This is a genomic window from Streptomyces sp. NPDC034086, from assembly GCF_055575515.1.
Map to the genome: position 1 here is coordinate 60,156 of NZ_JBVISM010000009.1, position 18,504 is coordinate 78,659.

Here is an 18,504-nt window from a genome sequence, read left to right on the forward strand (position 1 = left end):
CAATGGCTCAAGCGACGTTCGTCACGCTGGGCCGTTGGCCCAGCCCGGAGGCCGTAATTCCGGCCAGGGGGAGGCCAACGGAACGGGCTCAGGAGCCGTCGCCCTCCGTCGGCACGCACAGCACCGGAACGGGCGACAGGTGCAGGAGCTTGTGCGGGGTGGAGCCGAGCAGGGCGCCCCGGATCGGGCTGTCACCCCAGCTGCCCACGATGATGACCCGCGCGCGGTGGCGTTCGGCGGCGGCGAGCAGGGCCTGGGCCGGCTTGTCGTCCACCACCTCCACCGTGGAGGGCACGCCGGCCTCGTCGGCGGCCTCGACGGCCCGGGCGAGGGCGGCCCGCCCGGCCTGGAGGACGGCCTCGCGGTGCGCGCGGTACTCCTCCCCCGTGGGTCCGGGGGCGGCGGCACCGTACACGAGGACCAGGGGTTCCCCGAAGGCGGCGGCCACCTCCAGCGCCACCCGCAGGGCCCGCTCGGCGCCGGGGGACTCGTCGTAACCGAGGACCACGGACATGGGGCCTCCTCAGCTCTTCCCGCCGTGCACGAGGGCCGGGTCGACCACGCCGCGGCGCTCCTGCCAGAACCTGCCGTCGCGGATCCGCCGGAAGCACATGAGGAGCACGCCGAGGGCCGCGATGCCGATGCCGATGACCAGCGGCGGGCCGAGACCGAACCAGGAGACCCCGCCGGCGGAGTTGCGCGGGTCCGACATGTCGATGACGGACTCCACCAGCAGCCAGCCCAGCAGGCCGGCGCCGACCAGCGGGCCCACGCCGATGAGGAGGAGGTTGTGCGCGTTCTCCAGCAGGTGGCGGCGGTAGTAGACGGCGCAGGCCACCCCGGTGAGCGCGTAGTAGAAGGCGATCAGCAGGGAGAGCGCGGTGAGGGAGTCGAGGAGGGCGTTCTCGCTGATCCGGTTGACGACGAGGTACCAGGCGATGGCGATGCCGGCCACCCACCAGGTGCTGACCTCCGGGGTGTGGAAGCGGGGGTGGATGTGCGCGAGCCGGGACGGCAGGGCGTGCCGGCGTGCCATGGAGAGGGCGGTCCGGGAGGCCGGGATGATCGTCGTCTGGGTGGAGGCGAGGGCGGAGGTGCAGACGGCGAGGAGCACCATCCAGTCCCAGCCGCCCATCACCTCGTGCGCGAGGACGGCGAAGACGGCCTCCTCCTCGGCGGCGTTCTCGGCCAGGAACCGGGTCCCGGAGTAGCCGACGATGGCGAAGCCCACGGACAGGTAGGTGACCAGCAGCACCACGGTGGACCAGATGCCGGCCCTGCCGGGTGCGGTGGCGGAGTCCTCGACCTCTTCGGTGAGGTTCACGGCGGACTCCCAGCCCCAGTAGATGAACACGCCGAGCAGCAGTCCGCCGGTGAGCGCGGCGCCGCCCGCGCCGAAGGGGTTGAGCCAGGCGAGGGAGGGTTCGATCCCGTCGAGGGTGCTGGTGCCGGCGTACACGCGGTAGAGGGCGACGACGGCGAAGACCAGGAGGAAGAAGACCTGGGCGAGGATGAGGACGTCCTGGAGGTGGGCGGAGAGTTCCGTGCCGATGACGCAGACGGCGGTCATCACGAGGATGACGACGACGGTGAGCGTCTGGCGGACCGCCTGGTTCTCCGCCCAGCCGTCGAGGCCGGCGGCGAGCAGCCCGAAGTGGACGGCCACGTCGGCGAGGGAGCCGACGACGAGCACCCCGGTCATGGCGATGGCCCAGCCGCCGAGCCAGCCCGCCCAGGGGCCCATGGCCCGGGTCACCCAGGAGAAGGTGGTGCCGCAGTCCTGGTCGACCTTGTTGAGGTAGTAGAAGGCCGCGGCGATGAGCAGCATCGGTACGAAGGAGGCCAGCATCACGCCCGGCGCGTAGATCCCGGCCAGGGCCACGATCGGGCCGATGACGGCGGCCAGGGAGTAGGCGGGAGAGGTGGAGTTGAGGCCGATGACGAGGGCGTCGAGGAAGCCGATCGCATCGGCCTTGAGGCCCTCCTCGGCACCGGCGTCCGCCGTGCCGCCGCCCGCCTCGGCGCGGTCGCCGTGGTTCATGTACGCATCGTCACGCACGCGGCGGCCGGGCGCGAGGCGGGCGGGCCGGTCAGGGCCGGTCCGGGTCAGTCGGTGCCGGGTGTCTTGCGGGTGGTGACGTTCATCCGGTTCCAGGTGTTCACGGCGAGGACGAGCGCGATGAGGTGGGCCAGTTCCTCCTCGCCGAAGTGCCGGGCGGCCTCGTCGTAGACGGCGTCCGAGACTCCGCCGGGCAGCAGGGTGATCTCCTCGGTCAGGGCGAGGGCGGCGCGTTCCTTCACGGTGAACAGACTGGAGTCGTGCCAGGCGGCGAGCTGGTGCATCCGCTCCTCCGACTCGCCGCCCTTGCGGGCGTCGCCGGTGTGGTAGTCGATGCAGTACGCGCAGCGGTTGATCTGTGAGGCGCGGATCTGGACCAGTTCCAGGAGGACGGGGTCCAGGCCCTCGCGGGCGGCGGCGTCGAGGGCGAGGACGGCCTTGAAGACGCGGGGTGCGACGGTGGGGAAGTCCATGCGCTGGGGAACCTGAAAAGTCGTCATGGGATGAACCTACGGGCGCGATCGACCGGCCGTAGGGTTCATTTCCATGCGGAGATCATGGGTCAATCCGGCGGACGAGACACGGGCCGGGGGCGACGGCGGCGCCCCCGCCGGAACGGGCAGCGACCTGCACCTGGACCTGAGCGGCGGGGGCAGCCTGCGGGCCCGGCTGATGGGTGCCCTGCGGGAGGCGGTGCACTCGGGGAGGCTGGCGCCGGGGACCCGGCTGCCGCCCTACCGGACGCTCGCCGCCGACCTCGGGATCGCCCGCAACACCGTAGCCGACGCGTACGCCGAGCTGGTGGCGGAGGGCTGGCTGTCGGCGCGCCAGGGGTCCGGGACCCGGGTCGCGGAGCGGGCCGTCCCGCTGGAGCCGGAAGGCCCGCGCGGTCCGGTCCGGCCCGTACCGCGGCGTGCCGTGCACGATCTGCTGCCGAGTTCGCCGGACGCCTCGGCCTTCCCGCGCGCGGCCTGGCTGGGCGCGGCCCGCCGGGCGCTGGCCGCCGCTCCGCAGGACGCGTTCGGGGTGGGCGACCCGCGCGGCCGGATCGAGCTGCGGCGCACGCTGACGGAGTACCTCGCGCGGGCGCGGGGCGTACGGACGGCGCCCGACCGGGTCGTGGTCTGTTCCGGCTTCGCCCACGCGCTGGAACTGCTGGCCGGGATCCTGACGGGCCCGGTCGCCGTCGAGTCGTACGGGCTGCCCTTCCACCGGGAGGTCCTGGCCCGGGCGGGGCGGGAGACGGTGCCGCTGACCGTGGACGGCCGGGGGGCGCGCGTCGGGGAGCTGGCGGCGACGGGGGCGCGGGCCGTGCTGCTCACGCCCGCTCACCAGTTCCCGACGGGCGGGCCGCTGCACCCCGAGCGGCGGGCGGCGGTGGTGGACTGGGCGCGGGCCTGCGGCGGGGTGGTGATCGAGGACGACTACGACGGGGAGTTCCGCTACGACCGCCAGCCGGTGGGCGCCGTCCAGGGCCTGGACCCGGAGCGGACCGTGTACATCGGCTCCGTCAGCAAGAGCCTGTCGCCCGCGCTGCGGACGGGCTGGATGGTGCTGCCGGGCCGGCTGGTGGACGGGGTCCTGGAGGCGAAGGGGCCGCGCGAGATGTGGTCGGGGGTGACGGACCAGCTCACCCTGGCCGAGTTCATCGGCTCGGGCGGCTACGACCGCCACCTGCGCCGGATGCGGCAGGTCTACCGGCGCCGCCGCGACCTGCTGGCGGCGCGGCTGGCGGCCGAGGCGCCGCACGTCCGGGTCAGCGGGGTGGCGGCGGGGCTGCACGCGGTGCTGGAGCTGCCGCCCGGCACCGAGGAGGGCGCGCTGCGCGCGGCCCGGCGGGCGGGCCTGGCCCTGGAGGGGCTGCGGCCGTACCTGCACCCGGACAGTGCCATGGTTCCGCGGGACGGGCTGGTGCTCGGCTACGGCACGCCGCCCGAGCACGCGTTCGCGGCGGCGCTGGACGCCCTGTGCCTGGCGCTGCCCGGGCCGCCGGACCCCGCGGGGGCCTGAGGGCGGCCGGGCGGGGGCCGGGCGGGTCCGGGCCGGGCCGGGCCGGGGGTCAGGGCCGGGTGTTCCAGCCCGCGATCACCGGGAGTCCGTGCTCCGTGGACAGCACGCTGACCGTGCCGGTGCGCAGGAGGAAGAGCCGGCCGTCCTGCGGGGGCAGGCCGAGGTAACGGGCGGTCAGGACGCGCAGGAAGTGGCCGTGGGCGACGAGCACGACGTCGCCCCGGCCGTCGCGCAGGGACTCGCCGACGCGGGCGAGGACCCGGTCCGCGCGGGCGCCGACCCGCTCCGCGTCCTCGCCGGGGTGCCGCGCGTCGCCCGGCGGGACGCCGTCGGTCCACAGCGACCAGTCGGGCCGGGTCCGCCTGATCTCCGCGGTGGTGACGCCCTCGTACCCGCCGTAGTCCCATTCGTGGAGGTCCGGTTCGGGCATCCCGCCGGTCAGCCCGGCGAGTTCGGCCGTGGCGACGGCCCGGCCCAGGGGGCTGGTCAGGACCAGGGCGGGCGTGCGGTCGCGGAAGTAGGGGGCCAGCGAGAGGGCCTCTTCGACGCCCCGCGCGGTCAGCGGCACGTCGGTCAGCCCGGTGTGGCGCCCGTTGGCGCTCCATGCCGTCTCCCCGTGCCTCACCAGCAGCAGATCACTCATGCCCGGACCCTATGGCGGTGTGCCGGCGCCCCGCGCGCCGCCCCCTGGAGCGGGGCGGGCGTGTCACGGCGGCGAGCCGCGCCCGGAGCGGGGCGGGGCGGAGTGGGGCGGTGCGAGGCAGGGGCATGGCGCGGGCGCGGAACGCGGGGCGAACCGATGCGGAAACGCTGCAAGTGGAGGCCGACCGCCCCGCCTGGGGAGGCTGGCCCCATGGACACCGTTCCCCCGCAGTACACCGCCGGTACCGCCCTGGAGGCGGGGTTCGCCGCCGGGGACGAGGCCTGCGCGGAGGCCGTCTTCCGGCGCTGGCGGCCCCTGGTGCTCACGCTGGCCCGGCGGGCCCTGGGTGATCCGCGCGAGGCGGAGGACGTCACGCAGCAGGTGTTCCTCGCCGCCTGGCGCGGCCGTGCGGGATACCGTCCCGGGCCGGGCGGGCTCGGGGCGTGGCTGACCGGCATCACCCGGCACAAGGTCGCCGACGCGCTGGAGGCCCGGGGCAGGCGGGCCCGGGTGGCGCGGGCCGAGGCACGGGGCGCGGAAGAGCGGCGGGGCGCCGGGGCGCGGGAGCCGGCGCCGGAGCAGGCCCTGGACCGGGTGCTGGTCCTCGGGGAACTGGCCCGGCTGCCGGTGGCCCAGCGGCGGGTCCTGTGGCTGGCGTTCTACGCCGATCTGAGCCAGAGCCAGATCGCGGAGCGCACCGGGCTTCCCCTGGGCACCGTCAAGAGTCATACGAGGCGGGGCCTGGGTGCCCTGCGGCGGTCGCTGGAGTGCGCCCCGCCACCAGTTCCCCGATGACGGCGAGCCCGGACCGCAGCCCGAACAGCCGGCCGGTGCGCGGCCCCTGGGCTTCGGGCCCCCAGCCGGGTCCCGCCAGCAGGAGCGCCGAGCGGCCGCGCGCCCCGCGCAGCCCCCACTCGATCCCGGCGACCGAGCGGGCCAGGGCCCGGTCCGCGGTGGTGCGGGACTGCGCCCAGAGAACGGCGGCACGGGGACCCGTACGCCGGACCGCGTCGCACAGCGCCCCGGCGGGCAGGGCGGCGCCGAACATCCGGACCGGCACGCCCTGTTCGCCCAGGGCGGCGGCCAGGGCCTCGAGCGGCAGGCTGTGCAGCTCCCCCGGCGCGCAGGCGAGAAGGACCGGGGGCACGCGCAGCGGCTCCGGCGCGGGGCGGACCCGGTGCAGGGCGGCGGAGATCTGCCAGGACAGCAGGTGCTCCACCTCGATGTAGCGCTCGCCCGCGGAGGCCCACTTGCGGCCCACCGCGTGCAGGGTCGGCGCGATCACCTCCTCCCAGGCCGCGACCGGGCCGTGTTCCGCCAGGGCGGCCTCCAGCAGTTCCGCCACCGCCGGCGCGTCCAGTCGTACGGCGGCCCGTGCGAGCCCCCTGCCCTCCGGCCGCGCCTCCCCGAGGGGGAGGGCACCGGGCCCGCCCGGCGTCACGGCCGCCGCCCGCCCGGCCGCGCGGGCGGCGGGGGCTGCGCCGAGCGCGGCCCGCGCCGCCTCCGACGGGGGAACGCCCCTCGCGGTGAGCCGGCACATCTCCTCCAGGCGGGCGATGTCACCGGGCGTCCAGCGGCGGTGCCGTCCGTCCTCGCGGTGGGCCGGTCCGATGGCGTAGCGGCGCTCCCAGGAGCGCAGCGTGGTCGGGGACACCCCGAGGCTGCGGGCGACGGCGCCGGTGCTCAGGGCGGGTTCGGGGTCCACCGGCCTACGGTACGCCGACCGGTGCGGCACCGGGCCGCGCCTGGCGGAAGCGGCCGAGCGCGTCGGCGAGGTCCACCAGCGGCGGCGGGTAGTCGTACCGGGCCCGCTCGGGCTCGGGCAGCCGCCAGGGTTCGTGGACGCGGGGCGCGGGCAGTGCGGCCAGTTCCGGCACCCAGCGGTGGACGTAGCGGCCCTCGGGGTCGTAGCGCATGCCCTGACGGACGGGGTTGAGGACCCGGTTGGGGCGGGTGTCGGTGCCGGTGCCGGCCACCCACTGCCAGTTGAGCTGGTTGTTGGCGAGGTCCCCGTCCACGAGGAGGGCGAGGAAGTGCGCGGCTCCGGTCCGCCAGTCCACGTAGAGGCTCTTGGTGAGGAAGCTCGCGGCGAGCAGCCGGGCGCGGCCCGGCATCCAGCCCTCGTGGCGCAGCTGGCGCATGGCGGCGTCGACCACCGGGTAGCCGGTGCGGCCGTCCTTCCAGGCCTGGAGTTCCTCCTCGGCGGCGGGGCCGGTGCGCCAGTGGTCGTGGCGGGGGCGGTAGTCGCGGGCGGCGGCGTCGGGGCGGGCGGCGAGGACCTGGTGGTGGAAGTCGCGCCAGCACAGCTGCCGGACGAAGGCCTCGGCTCCCGGTCCGCCGGCCGCGCGCGAGCGGTGGACGGCCTCGGTGGGCGAGAGGGTGCCGAAGTGCAGGTGCGGGGAGAGCCGGGAGGTGGCGTCGGCGGCGAGGTCGTCGTGGGTGTCCTCGTAGTGGGTGACGCCGGAGCGGAGCCACTGGGTCAGCAGCCGGCGGGCCTCGCGTTCGCCGCCGCGCGCGAGGCCCGGGGAGGTTCCGGTGACGGCGTCGCGGCGGGGCAGCGGCTCGGAGCCGATGTCCTCGGGTACGCGCACCCGGCGCGGGGCGGGGGCCACGGACCGGGTGGGCAGTGCCGTCCAGCGACGCAGGTACGGGGTGAAGACGGCGAAGTGGCCGGCGGCCGAGCCGGTGGGGAGGATCGCCCCCGGGGCCACCGCCGTGACCACCGTGTCGTGCGTGTACAGCCGGCGGCCCTGTGCCTCCAGGGCCTCGCGCAGCCGTTCCTCGCGGGCCCGGGCGTAGCCGCTGACGCCGGCGGCCATGTGCACCTCGTCGGCGTCGGCCTCCCGCACCAGGGCGCGGACCTCGGCGACGGGATCCCCGGAGCGCACCACGAGGCGTCCGCCGCGCTCGCGGAGGCCCGCGTCCAGGTCGGCGAGGCAGTCGGCGAGGAAGGCCAGCCGGTTGGGCACGGCGAAGCCGCGGTCCTCGATGGTCCGGTCCCGGACGAAGAGCGGGACGACCCGGTCGCAGGAGGAGAGGGCGGCACGCAGCGGTGGGTGGTCGTGCAGGCGCAGGTCGGAGGTGTACAGGACCACGGCGGTGTTCATGGCGCTCGGCTCCGTGTCGGGGACTGTGCGGTGGTGGCGGGGACGGCGGCCGCCTCCGCCCTGTTCTTCGGTGTGGGGGGCGCGACCGGATGCGGTGGTACCCGGTCCGGACGATCGGGGGCGGGCCGGTGGTCCGGCGCCCCGGGGTGCGTGCGGCGTGCACTCCGGCCGGCGGACCGTCGGCGGCCCGGACCGTCGGGTGGTCCGGGCCGTCCGGCGGCTCGGGCCGTCGGACATTCCAGGCCATTGGTACAGTCCTGACATGGCGGTGGACGAGCTCGACACCCGGATCCTGCGCCTGCTGATCGAGCAGCCGCGCACCAGCGTCCGCGAGTACGCCCGGATCCTCGGCGTGGCCCGCGGCACCCTCCAGGCGCGGCTGGACCGGCTGGAGCGCACCGGGGTGATCACCGGTACCGGTCCCGTGCTCTCCCCCGCCGCGCTGGGGCACCCGGTCCTGGCCTTCGTGCACATCGAGGTCACCCAGGGGCACCTGGACGAGGTCGGGGACGCCCTCGCGACCGTGCCGGAGATCGTCGAGGCCTTCTCGATCACCGGCGGCGGGGACCTGCTGACGCGGGTGGTGGCCCGGGACGCCGGCCACCTGGAGGACGTGATCCAACGGCTGATCCGGCTGCCGGGCGTGGTGCGCACCCGGACGGAGGTCGCCCTGCGCGAGCGGGTCGCGCACCGGCTGCTGCCGCTGGTGGAGTCCGTGGGCAGGGCGGCTCGCACGTCCTGACAGGATGCTACGGCCTGCGGCCCCCGGTCGGGCGACTGCCGGCGGAGCAGAACGCCGCCTACCTGGAGCTGGCGCGCACCCGCACGCGGGCCTTCCCCCGGATGCGGGCCTTCGTGGAGCGGCTGCACGCGCGGGGCGTCCCGATGGCGGTGGCGTCCGGCTCCCCGCGAGAGGCGATCGACGCCGTCCTGGAGGGCACCGGCCTGGCAGCGCTGCTGACCACGGCCGTCTCCGCCGAGGAGGTCGAGCACGGCAAGCCCGCCCCCGACGTGTTCCTGGAGGCGGCCCGGCGGCTCGGCGCCCGGCCCGCGGACTGCGTGGTCGTCGAGGACGCGGCACCGGGCGCGCCGGCCGCGCGGGCCGCGGGGATGGGCTGCGTGGCGGTCCCGTACGTGGCGGACACCGCCGGAGACCCGGCGTTCGCGGCGGCGGGTCTGCTCTTCCCGGGCGGCCAGCGGGAGTTCAGCGCCGACACCGCCGAGGAGTGGCTGTTCTCGCGCGGGACCGCCGCCCCCGCCTGACGTCCGCCGGTGAGCGGCGGGCGGGGGCTCACGGGCCGGTCTCCGGCTCCTTCAGCGCATCACCCTCGGCAGGCGCAGGCTGAGCAGCGCCGTCACGGCGATCAGGGCCAGCTGGACCAGCAGGGTCACGGAGAGGGCGTCACGCATCCCCAGCGGGCCGGCCAGCGCGAGGAAGAGGCTGCCGATGGTCGCCACGCCGAGGGCCAGCGAGGACTGCTGCGTGGTGACCATGACCCCGCTGCCCACTCCGGCCCGGTCCGCCGGGACGTCCGAGAGCATCAGCCGCATCAGCACCGGCAGCTGGAGCCCCTGCCCGAGGCCGGCGACGGCGACGCCCGGGGCCAGCCCGGCGAGACCGAGGTCCGGCCAGCCGTACCGGACGGCGGCCAGGACGAGGGCGATGCCGAGGGCCTGGATCAGCGCGCCGGCGGTGACGACCCGGCTGCCGAACCCGCCGACCAGCCGGGGTCCGGCGAGGGAGGCGGCGAAGAAGGCCAGGGCCATCGGAACCAGTGCGAGTCCCGCCGCCACCGGGCCCATGCGCAGGCCCTGCTGGAGGGAGACGGCGACCACGAACATGAATCCGCTGAAGCCGACCGAGAACGGCAGCATCATCACCAGCCCGCGCCGCAGGGACACCAGCCGCAGCAGGCTCGGCGGCACGAGCGGGGTGCGCCCGAGCCGGTCGGCACGGCGCTCGGTCAGGTAGAAGGCCAGGGCCGCGACGGGGGACACGGCCAGCGACACCCACGTCCACAGCGGCCAGCCGGCCGCCCGGCCCTCCGTCAGGGGCAGGAGCAGCGAGATCAGGGTGAGGCCGAGCAGCAGCGTTCCGGGGACGTCCACCGATGCCGGGCGGTCCGAGCGGGTCTCCGGTACGGCCCGGACGGCGAGCACCAGCCCGGCCACCGCCACGGGCACGTTGACGAGGAACACCGAGCGCCAGCCGGACCCGGCCACGTCGGCGGCGACCAGCAGCCCGCCGAGGATCTGCCCGGCGACCATGGACAGGCCCGCGGTGGCCCCGTACAGGCTCATCGCACGGGCGCGGCGCGGGCCCTGGGTGGTGGCCTGGATGGTGGCGAGCACCTGCGGCAGCATCAGCGCCGCCGCGGCGCCCTGGGCGACCCGGGCGCCGACGAGGGTCCAGGCGGTGGGCGCGAGGCCGCAGGCGAGGGAGGTCAGCCCGAAGGCGGCCATCCCGGCGACGAAGAGCCGGCGCCGGCCGAGCGTGTCACCGATCCGGCCGCCCAGTACCAGGAGCACCGAGTAGGCGACGCCGTAGCCGCCGACGACGAGTTCCAGCATGGCCGGCCCGGCGGCCAGGTCGGTGTCGATGGCCGGCAGCGCCACGTTGACGATGAAGAAGTCGATGAGGGGCAGGGCGGCGCCCAGCAGGACGGTGAACAGCCCGAGCGGCGTGAGGGCGACGGGCTCCGCGGCCGCGGCCCCGGCGGTGGCCGGGGCGGTGGGGGCGGCGGGGACGGACGGGGACGGGTGGGTCGTGCGTACGGTTGTTTCGCTCACGGGAGAGACGATCCACCGCCGCTCAGCCTGGTACCAGAGTCTCCTTATCCTGGTACCAGGAGTACCTGGCAACGGCATGCGCGGTGCGGCACGCTGGTGCCATGACCACCGTTGCCCCGGAGAGCGACCTGCGCCGCCACGAGCTCGCCGACTTCCTGCGCAGCCGCCGCGAGCGGATCACCCCCGAGCAGGTCGGGCTGGTCCGGGGCCGGCGCAGGCGCACGCCGGGCCTGCGCCGCGAGGAGGTCGCACAGCTCTCCGCCGTAGGCGTCACCTGGTACACCTGGCTGGAGCGGGCCCGCGAGATCCAGGTGTCCGCCCAGGTGCTGGACGCGCTGGCGCGGGCCCTGCTGCTGGACTCCAGCGAGCGCGCCCACCTGTTCGCTCTGGCCGGGAGCACCGACCCGGCGCCGAACACGCGCTGCCCGAGCGTCACCCCGGCGCTGCGGGCCATGCTCGACCAGCTCGATCCCATCCCGGCGTGCGTGCAGAACAGCCGGTACGACATCCTCGCCCACAACAGCACGTACGGGCGGCTGCTGTGCGACCTGGACGCGCTGCCGCCCGAGGACCGCAACTGCTTGTGGCTGGCGTTCACCCACGCGGACTGGCGGGCCTCCCTCGTCGACATGCCGGGCCTGAACCGGATGCTGGCGGCCAAGTTCCGGGCCGCCATGGCCGGGCACCTCGCGGAACCCGCCTGGAAGACGCTGCTGGCCCGGCTGGAGTCGGCCTCGCCGGAGTTCCGGGAGATCTGGGCCCGGCACGAGGTGGTGGGGGCGGGCGGCAACACCAAGCTCATCCGCAACGCCCATGTGGGGCTGCTGCGCCTGGAGCACACCAGCCTGTGGCTGGGCCCCGCGTCGGGCGCGCGGCTGACGACCTTCGTCCCCCTGGACGCGGAGACCCGCCTGCGGCTGGAACGCCTGTACGACCTCTCCCCCGCCGCCACGGCCACGGCGGGGGCCGCGCGGGTCTGAGGCCTGCGGGGGAAGATCCCGCGGCGCCCGCCAGTTGGTAGAACCGTGAACGAATCGCTGAGGGATCCGGCCGCCGTGGACGTGGACGTGGTGGTCGTCGGGGCGGGGCAGGCGGGCCTTTCGACCGCCTACCACCTGGCCCGGGCCGGAGTCGGCCACGTGGTGCTGGACCACTCGCCCCGTCCGGGCGGCGCCTGGCAGTTCCGCTGGCCGTCGCTCACCTACGGCAAGGTGCACGGGATGCACTCCCTGCCGGGCATGGAGCTGACCGGCGCCGATCCGCTGCGGCCCTCGTCCGAGGTGATCGGAGAGTACTTCGCCGCCTACGAGGAGCGCTTCGGCCTGCCCGTACGCCGCCCCGTGGACGTCAGGCGCGTACGCGACGGCGGCCCGGGCGCGGACGGCCGCCTCCTCGTCGAGTCGGCGTCGGGCAGCTGGTCGGCGCGGGCGCTGGTCAACGCCACCGGGACCTGGGACCGGCCGTTCTGGCCGCGCTATCCGGGCCAGGAGCTGTTCCGGGGCCGCCAGCTGCACACGGCGGGCTATCCCGGGCCCGGGGAGTTCGGCGGGGCCCGGGTGGTCGTGGTGGGCGGCGGCACCTCGGCGGTGCAGCACCTGCTGGAGATCTCCGAGGTGGCGGCCGGGACCACCTGGGTGACCCGGCGGCCGCCCGTCTTCCGCGCGGGGGGATTCGGCGAGGCGGAGGGCCGGGCCGCGGTGGCCTTGGTGGAGGAGCGGGTCCGGCGGGGACTGCCCCCGAGGAGCGTGGTCAGCGTGACGGGGCTCGCCCTGACCGAGGGCGTACGGGCCGGGCTGGCCTCCGGGGTGCTGGAGCGGCTGCCCGTCTTCGACCGGATCACCCCAACCGGGGTCGCGTGGGCGGACGGGAGGAGCGTGGACGCCGACGTGATCCTGTGGGCCACCGGCTTCCGGGCCGCCGTCGACCACCTGGCGCCGCTGCGGCTGCGGGAGCCGGGCGGCGGGATCCGGCTGGAGGGAACCAGGACGGTGCGCGACGAGCGGGTCCACCTGGTGGGCTACGGTCCGTCGGCCTCGACCGTCGGCGCCAACCGCGCGGGGGGCGCCGCCGTCCGCGAGATCCGGCGCCTGCTGGCCCGGGGCCCGGCGGTGCCGGCCTGAGGACCGGCCGGGCTCCTTAGCCGACGGGGGCGACGGGGTCGCCGCTGTCCGAGCGCGCCGAGCAGGAGCACCACACGGCCTCGCCGGGTGAGCCGGGAGCGGCGGGGTGGCGGCTGGAACGGCCGGGGCTCGTCGGGCATGCGGGCACGCTCACTCCCGCAGCCCGGCCTTCCGGCCCTCACGCCCCGCTCCAGTCGTACGATCACACGTTCACCGGAGTGGGTACGGGTTCCCCCGCCGCCGGCCCCGCGCCGGGGTCGCCCGGTTCCGCGCCGGAACCGTCCCGCTCCGGGTGGGGCGCCCGGGCGGCGTCCCGGTCCCGGCGGACCAGCGCGGCGTAGCGGCCTCCGGCCCCCAGCAGTTCCTCGTGCGTCCCGCGCTCGGCTATCCGGCCTGCGTCCAGGACCACGATCTGGTCGGCGTCCCGGACGGTGGAGAGCCGGTGGGCGATGGTGATGGTGGTGCGGCCCTCGGAGAGGTTGTCGATGGCCCGCTGCACGGCGTGCTCGGTACGGGTGTCGAGGGCGCTGGTGGCCTCGTCGAGGATGAGCACCGGCGGGTCACGCAGGATGGTGCGCGCGATGGCCAGCCGCTGCTTCTCGCCTCCGGAGAAGCGGTAGCCGCGCTCGCCGACGAGGGTGTCGTAGCCGTCGGGCAGGGACTCGATGTGGTCGTGGATCTGTGCCGCGCGGGCCGCCTCGACGATCTCCTCCCGGGTGGCGTCCGGCTTGGCGAAGCGGAGGTTGTCGGCCACCGAGGCGTGGAAGAGGTAGGTCTCCTGGGAGACCACTCCTATGGACCGGGCCAGCGAGTCGAAGTCGAGGTCGCGCACGTCCACCCCGTCGAGGGCCACCCGTCCGCCGGTCACGTCGTAGAGCCGGGGCACCAGGTAGCTGAGGGTGCTCTTGCCGGAGCCGGTGGGGCCGACCACGGCGAGGGAGCCGCCGGCCGGGACGGTGATGTCGATGCCGGTGAGGGTGGGGCCGGCCTCGGGGTCGTAGGCGAAGTGCACGTCCTCCAGGCGGACCTCGCCCCTCGCGCGCTCCAGGCGCACCGGCCGCGCCCGCTCGGTGATGTCGACCGGCAGGTCGAGGTACTCGAAGATCCGGGCGAACAGGGCGAGCGAGGTCTGGATCTGCACCCCGGTCGACAGCAGGCTGACGGCGGGCCGGAACAGGCCCTGCTGGAGGGTGACGAAGGCGACGAGGGTGCCGACGGAGAGCGAGGGGGCGCCGGTCTGCAGGGCGATTCCCGCGGCCCAGTAGATCAGCGCGGGCATGGCCGCCATGACGATGCCGATGGTGGACATCCGCCAGCGCCCGGCCATACTGGCGCGCACCTCGAGGCCGACGAGCTTCTCGGACTCCTCGGCGAAGGCGGCGGTGAGGGACTGCGAGCGGCCCATGGTGCGGCCGAGCAGGATGCCGCTGACCGAGAGGGACTCGGTGACGGTCGCGGCCATGGCCGCCATCTGCTTCTGCCGCTGCGTGGTGATCCTCTTGCGCTCGCGGCCCACCCGCCGGCTGATCCACACGAAGACCGGCAGCAGCAGGAGGGAGACCACGGTCAGCCGCCAGTCGAGCGCGAGCATCGCGACGACGGAGGCGATCACGGCGGTCAGGTTCGACACGAGCGAGGTCGCGGTCGAGGTGACGGTGGCCTGCATGCCGCCGATGTCGTTGGCTATGCGGGACTGCACCTCACCGGTGCGGGTGCGGGTGAAGAAGGCCAGCGGCATCCGCTGGAGCTGGGCGTAGACGGCGGTGCGCAGGTCGTGCATGACGCGCTGGCCGACCGTGGTGGAGATCAGGGTCTGGAGCACGCCGAAGACGCTGGTCACGACCGCCGTGAGGATCATCCCGAGCGCGAGCAGGCTGAGCAGGCCGGTCCGGCCCTGGGGGATCGCGACGTCGAGGATCTCCTTGAGCAGGAACGGGGAGGCCACGCCGACCAGCGAGGACGCGCCGACGAGCGCTCCGACGACGGCGAGCCGGCCCCGGTAGGGACGGAACAGGCCGAGGATCCGGCGCAGCTCGCGGGGGCGGTCCGCCGATGCCGGGCGGCTCGGGTCGAGGGCTTCGTCCGATGGTGTCCACTTCGGTTCGTCGTGGCGCATGGGCCTCCTTATGACGGGACTCGAATGAGCCTAGCTCATTGTTACCTATGCTCACAATGAATCCGGTCCTGATACTGTTCCCAGTATGAGCACCGGTTCCGAGAGCGACACCCGCGATTCCACCGACGGCGTCCTCGCCGAGCAGCTGCTGCGTCTCACGCGACGGCTCCACCGCATCCAGAAGCGCCACATGGAGCCGCTCGGGATCACCCCCGCCCAGGGCCGGCTGCTACGCCTCGTCTCCCACTACGGCGGGGACCAGCCGCCCCGGATGGCCGATCTCGCGACCCGCCTGGAAGTCGTGCCGCGCGCCGTGACCACGCTCGTGGACGGGCTGGAGGCCGCCGACTGCGTACGCCGCGTGCCCGACCCCGCCAACCGGCGCGTGATCCGGATCGAGCTCACCGAAACCGGCCGCGCCACGCTGCGCCGTCTGCGCAACGCGCGGACCGACGCCGCGGAGGAGATCCTGTCCCCGTTGACCGCCGAACAGCGCGAGGTGCTCGGCGGTCTGCTGAACGCGCTGGCGGACGCTCCCGCGGAGCGCCGCTGCTGAGACGGGCGGCCGGGCGCCGGCGCGCGGACCGCGACACACACGAGGGGCCTGCCCATGCCGCTGCTCGAACCGAAGCCGGGAGCCCTGCGCCCGCGCGGATCCCGCTCCCCCGCCCCCGACCGGGTCCCCGACCGGCTGGCCGGCGGGACCCCGCCGGCCCTGCGCGAGGAACTCAGCGAGCTGCTCGGCGCCGAGAAGGTGCTGTGGAAGGTCTCCGACCTCGTCCGCTACGCCGGCGACGCCTCCCCGTACCGGTTCGTGCCGCAGGTCGTGGTGGTCGCCGAGGACATCGACGACATCTCCGCGGTCCTCTCGTACGCCCACGGCAGACAGCGCGAGGTCGTCTTCCGCGCCGCCGGGACTTCGCTGAACGGCCAGGCGCAGGGCGAGGACATCCTGGTCGACGTACGCCGCCACTGGGCCGGCGTCGAGGTCCTGGAGGAGGGCAGGCGCGCCCGGATCCGGCCCGGCACCACCGTGTTCCGGGCCAACGCCGCCCTGGCCCGGTACGGCCGGATCCTGGGCCCCGACCCGGCCAGCGCCGTGGCATGCACCCTGGGCGGGGTCGTCGCCAACAACTCCTCCGGCATGACGGCCGGGACCGCGAGGAACGCGTACCGCACCCTGTCCTCCCTCACCCTGGTCCTGCCGACCGGCACCGTCGTGGACACCGCCGACCCGCTCGCCGACGAGGAGCTGGCCCGGGCGGAACCGGCCCTGTGCCACGGGCTGATGGAGCTGAAGCGGGAGATCGAGGCCGATCCGGCCCTGGTCGACCGGATCCGCGCCAAGTACGCGATCAAGAACACCACCGGCTACCGCCTCGACGCCTACCTGGACGGCACCACCCCCGTCGAGATCCTGCGCGGTCTGATGGTCGGCTCGGAGGGCACCCTCGGCTTCATCGCGGAGGTCGTCTTCGACACGCTCCCCCTGGACCGCGAGCTGACCACGGCCCTGCTCTTCTTCCCGTCCCTGCCGGCCGCGGCCGCCGCCGTACCGCTCTTCAACGAGGCGGGCGCCCTCGCCGTCGAGCTGATGGACGGGAACACCCTGCGGGCCTCGGTCAGCGTCGCGGGCGTACCCGCCGACTGGGCGCAGCTGCCCAGGGACACCGCCGCGCTGCTGGTGGAGTTCCGGGCCCCCGACGCGGCGGGCCGCGCCGCCTGCGAACGCCGCGCGGCCGCGATCCTGCCCTCGCTGGAGCTGGTCGCGCCGGTGGCCTCCGTGAGCAACGCCTTCACCGGCGACCCGGCCGTCATCGCGGGCTACTGGAAGGCCCGCAAGGCCTTCGTCACCGCCGTCGGCGGGGCCCGTCCGCCCGGCACCACCCTGATCACCGAGGACTTCGCCGTTCCGCCGTCCCGGCTGGCGGAGGCCTGCGAGGCCCTCCTCGCGCTCCAGGCCGAGCACGGCTTCGACGCGGCCGTCGCCGGTCACGCGGCCCACGGGAACCTGCACTTCCTGCTCGCCTTCGACGCCGCCGAGCCCGCCGACGTCGAGCGGTACGCGGCCTTCATGGACGCCTTCTGCCACCTCACGGTGGAGCGGTTCGACGGCTCCCTGAAGGCCGAGCACTCCACCGGCCGCAACATGGCCCCCTTCCTGGAACTGGAGTGGGGACCCCGGGCCGCCGACCTGATGTGGCGCACCAAGCGGCTCGTCGACCCGGACGCGGTCCTCGCCCCGGGCGTCGTCCTGGACCGTGACCCGCTGGCCCACCTGCGGGGTCTGAAGACGATCCCGAGGGTGGAGGAAGTGGCCGATCCCTGCATCGAGTGCGGTTTCTGCGAACCGACCTGCCCCAGCGGGGACCTGACGACCACTCCGCGCCAGCGGATCGTGCTGCGGCGGGAGATGATGCGCCAGCAGCCGGGCTCGCCCGTGCTGGCGGGACTGCTCGACGCCTACGGCTACGACGCCGTCGACACCTGCGCGGGCGACTCCACCTGCAAGCTCGCCTGCCCGGTCGGGATCGACACCGGTGCGCTGATGAGGGACTTCCGCCACCGCAGGCACGGCCCGCGCGAGGAGCGGGCCGCCGAGCTGGCCGCCCGGCGCTTCCGTGCCGTCGAAGCCGGTGCCCGGCTGGCCGTGGCCGCCTCCGACCGGATCACCCGCGTGTTCGGGGACCGGGCGCTGGGCGCCGTCACGGCCGCCGCGCGCAGGGCCGTACGCCCCGACCTGGTGCCGGAGTGGCTGCCGCGGATCCCCGGGGCGGCCGCCCGGCGGCTGCCCGTGACCCGGCGGGCGGGGGCCGCGGCCGTGTACTACCCGGCCTGCGTCAACCGGATCTTCGGCGGTCCCAAGAACCACCCCGGCCCCTCGTTGCCGGAGGCGGTCGTGGCCGTGTCGGAGCGGGCCGGGAAGCCGGTGTGGATCCCCGGCGACGTGGCCGGGACCTGCTGCGCCACGATCTGGCACTCCAAGGGCTACGAGGCCGGCAACCGGCTGATGGCCAACCGCGTCGTCGAGGCCGCCTGGGGCTGGACGGCCGGGGGCCGGCTGCCCCTGGTGGTGGACGCCTCCTCCTGCACCCTGGGCCTCGCGCACGAGGTGGTCCCCTTCCTGACCGCGGACAACCTCGCCCTGCACGCGGAGCTGCGGATCGTCGACTCCGTCGTGTGGGCGGCGGAGGAGCTGCTGCCGCACCTGGAGATCCGGCGCACCGTCGGCTCGGCGGTCCTGCACCCGACGTGCTCGATGCGCCACCTGGGCGACGAGGCGCAGTTGCGCGCGGTGGCCGCGGCCTGCGCCCGGGAGGTGGTGGTCCCGGACGACGCGGGCTGCTGCGCCTTCGCCGGCGACCGGGGGATGCTGCACCCAGAACTGCCGGCCTCGGCGACGGCGCGGGAGGCCGCGGAGGTGACGGCACGGCAGTTCGACGCGCACCTGTCGGCGAACCGGATGTGCGAGGTGGGCATGGACCAGGCCACCGGACGCCCGTACCACTCGGCACTGATCGAGCTGGAGCGCGCCACGCGCCCCTGAACGCTCCGGCGCACGCGGTGGCGAAACCCGTCGCGCGCGCCGGATCAGGCGCTGTACGCACGCCCCCGGGCCGGAAAATCGATTGCCCGGGACCGGTCGGGAGGACGAACCT

General features: G+C 75.2%; 15 protein-coding genes and 1 pseudogene. 8 read left to right on the forward strand and 8 right to left on the reverse strand.

From position 1 onward, the window contains the following. Positions 1–88: 88 nt before the first annotated feature. The 3 genes from ACZ514_RS20935 to ACZ514_RS20945 form a co-directional block, all read right to left on the reverse strand. The gene (locus ACZ514_RS20935) at positions 89–514 is read right to left on the reverse strand and encodes a universal stress protein (protein WP_468165752.1); all 426 of its coding nucleotides are present in this window, start codon (positions 512–514) and stop codon (positions 89–91) included. A gap of 9 nt (positions 515–523) precedes the next feature. Continuing rightward, positions 524–2,041 (reverse strand): APC family permease, encoded by a 1,518-nt coding sequence (locus ACZ514_RS20940; RefSeq protein WP_469125354.1) that lies wholly within the window; start codon positions 2,039–2,041, stop codon positions 524–526. A gap of 65 nt (positions 2,042–2,106) precedes the next feature. Further along, a complete protein-coding gene (locus tag ACZ514_RS20945) occupies positions 2,107–2,559 on the reverse strand; it encodes a carboxymuconolactone decarboxylase family protein (protein ID WP_469125355.1) in 453 nt (150 codons plus the stop codon). A 46-nt stretch (positions 2,560–2,605) separates the two neighbouring features. On the opposite strand from ACZ514_RS20945, the gene pdxR reads away from it, so the two are divergent. Beyond that, on the forward strand, positions 2,606–4,069 hold the full coding sequence (gene pdxR, locus ACZ514_RS20950; protein WP_469125356.1) for a MocR-like pyridoxine biosynthesis transcription factor PdxR: 1,464 nt from the start codon (positions 2,606–2,608) through the stop codon (positions 4,067–4,069). 49 nt (positions 4,070–4,118) lie between these two features. Here pdxR and ACZ514_RS20955 read toward each other — a convergent pair whose 3' ends face one another. Next, on the reverse strand, positions 4,119–4,712 hold the full coding sequence (locus ACZ514_RS20955; RefSeq protein WP_468165744.1) for a histidine phosphatase family protein: 594 nt from the start codon (positions 4,710–4,712) through the stop codon (positions 4,119–4,121). Between the two features lie 210 nt (positions 4,713–4,922). Between ACZ514_RS20955 and ACZ514_RS20960 the strand changes: the two genes are divergently transcribed. Next, positions 4,923–5,507: an RNA polymerase sigma factor gene (locus ACZ514_RS20960; protein WP_468165742.1), complete on the forward strand. Its 585-nt coding sequence runs from the start codon at positions 4,923–4,925 to the stop codon at positions 5,505–5,507. Here ACZ514_RS20960 and ACZ514_RS20965 read toward each other — a convergent pair. Both ACZ514_RS20965 and ACZ514_RS20970 read right to left on the reverse strand, forming a co-directional pair. Further along, positions 5,431–6,417 carry a MerR family transcriptional regulator gene (locus ACZ514_RS20965; RefSeq protein WP_469125357.1) on the reverse strand — a complete coding sequence of 329 codons (987 nt, stop codon included), beginning with the start codon at positions 6,415–6,417 and terminating at the stop codon, positions 5,431–5,433. The two genes, ACZ514_RS20960 and ACZ514_RS20965, sit on opposite strands and share 77 nt — an antisense overlap. Positions 6,418–6,421: 4 nt before the next feature. Further along, entirely contained in the window at positions 6,422–7,819 is a 1,398-nt protein-coding gene (locus ACZ514_RS20970; RefSeq protein ID WP_469125358.1) for a cryptochrome/photolyase family protein, read from the reverse strand. Positions 7,820–8,081: 262 nt separating this feature from the next. Here ACZ514_RS20970 and ACZ514_RS20975 point away from each other — a divergent pair, with 262 nt between their 5' ends. Further along, complete coding sequence (locus ACZ514_RS20975) at positions 8,082–8,561, forward strand: Lrp/AsnC family transcriptional regulator (protein WP_468165736.1); 480 nt, start codon at positions 8,082–8,084, stop codon at positions 8,559–8,561. 8 nt (positions 8,562–8,569) lie between these two features. After that, positions 8,570–9,082, forward strand: a pseudogene (locus ACZ514_RS20980) (HAD family hydrolase); the annotation flags it as partial. 51 nt (positions 9,083–9,133) lie between these two features. Here the strand turns inward: ACZ514_RS20980 and ACZ514_RS20985 are convergent. After that, positions 9,134–10,609: an MFS transporter gene (locus ACZ514_RS20985; protein ID WP_469125359.1), complete on the reverse strand. Its 1,476-nt coding sequence runs from the start codon at positions 10,607–10,609 to the stop codon at positions 9,134–9,136. A gap of 101 nt (positions 10,610–10,710) precedes the next feature. On the opposite strand from ACZ514_RS20985, the gene ACZ514_RS20990 reads away from it, so the two are divergent. After that, entirely contained in the window at positions 10,711–11,589 is an 879-nt protein-coding gene (locus tag ACZ514_RS20990; protein ID WP_469125360.1) for an MmyB family transcriptional regulator, read from the forward strand. A gap of 45 nt (positions 11,590–11,634) precedes the next feature. Then, positions 11,635–12,729, forward strand: coding sequence for an FAD-dependent oxidoreductase (locus tag ACZ514_RS20995; RefSeq protein ID WP_469125361.1), 1,095 nt, complete (start codon positions 11,635–11,637; stop codon positions 12,727–12,729). 202 nt (positions 12,730–12,931) lie between these two features. Here ACZ514_RS20995 and ACZ514_RS21000 read toward each other — a convergent pair whose 3' ends face one another. Continuing rightward, positions 12,932–14,845, reverse strand: coding sequence for an ABC transporter ATP-binding protein (locus ACZ514_RS21000; RefSeq protein ID WP_469125362.1), 1,914 nt, complete (start codon positions 14,843–14,845; stop codon positions 12,932–12,934). A gap of 85 nt (positions 14,846–14,930) precedes the next feature. On the opposite strand from ACZ514_RS21000, the gene ACZ514_RS21005 reads away from it, so the two are divergent. Both ACZ514_RS21005 and ACZ514_RS21010 read left to right on the forward strand, forming a co-directional pair. Next, positions 14,931–15,401, forward strand: coding sequence for a MarR family winged helix-turn-helix transcriptional regulator (locus ACZ514_RS21005; RefSeq protein ID WP_388936908.1), 471 nt, complete (start codon positions 14,931–14,933; stop codon positions 15,399–15,401). A 54-nt stretch (positions 15,402–15,455) separates the two neighbouring features. Continuing rightward, a complete protein-coding gene (locus ACZ514_RS21010) occupies positions 15,456–18,392 on the forward strand; it encodes an FAD-binding and (Fe-S)-binding domain-containing protein (RefSeq protein ID WP_469125363.1) in 2,937 nt (978 codons plus the stop codon). Positions 18,393–18,504: the final 112 nt, after the last annotated feature.

What these genes read in the sequence shown, in the direction of transcription:
- ACZ514_RS20935 (WP_468165752.1), bottom strand. Translation starts at nt 514, where the DNA reads ATGTCCGTGGTCCTCGGTTACGACGAGTCCCCCGGCGCCGAGCGGGCC.
- ACZ514_RS20940 (WP_469125354.1), bottom strand. Translation starts at nt 2,041, where the DNA reads ATGAACCACGGCGACCGCGCCGAGGCGGGCGGCGGCACGGCGGACGCC.
- ACZ514_RS20945 (WP_469125355.1), bottom strand. Translation starts at nt 2,559, where the DNA reads ATGACGACTTTTCAGGTTCCCCAGCGCATGGACTTCCCCACCGTCGCA.
- pdxR (WP_469125356.1), top strand. Translation starts at nt 2,606, where the DNA reads ATGCGGAGATCATGGGTCAATCCGGCGGACGAGACACGGGCCGGGGGC.
- ACZ514_RS20955 (WP_468165744.1), bottom strand. Translation starts at nt 4,712, where the DNA reads ATGAGTGATCTGCTGCTGGTGAGGCACGGGGAGACGGCATGGAGCGCC.
- ACZ514_RS20960 (WP_468165742.1), top strand. Translation starts at nt 4,923, where the DNA reads ATGGACACCGTTCCCCCGCAGTACACCGCCGGTACCGCCCTGGAGGCG.
- ACZ514_RS20970 (WP_469125358.1), bottom strand. Translation starts at nt 7,819, where the DNA reads ATGAACACCGCCGTGGTCCTGTACACCTCCGACCTGCGCCTGCACGAC.
- ACZ514_RS20975 (WP_468165736.1), top strand. Translation starts at nt 8,082, where the DNA reads ATGGCGGTGGACGAGCTCGACACCCGGATCCTGCGCCTGCTGATCGAG.
- ACZ514_RS20990 (WP_469125360.1), top strand. Translation starts at nt 10,711, where the DNA reads ATGACCACCGTTGCCCCGGAGAGCGACCTGCGCCGCCACGAGCTCGCC.
- ACZ514_RS21000 (WP_469125362.1), bottom strand. Translation starts at nt 14,845, where the DNA reads ATGCGCCACGACGAACCGAAGTGGACACCATCGGACGAAGCCCTCGAC.
- ACZ514_RS21005 (WP_388936908.1), top strand. Translation starts at nt 14,931, where the DNA reads ATGAGCACCGGTTCCGAGAGCGACACCCGCGATTCCACCGACGGCGTC.
- ACZ514_RS21010 (WP_469125363.1), top strand. Translation starts at nt 15,456, where the DNA reads ATGCCGCTGCTCGAACCGAAGCCGGGAGCCCTGCGCCCGCGCGGATCC.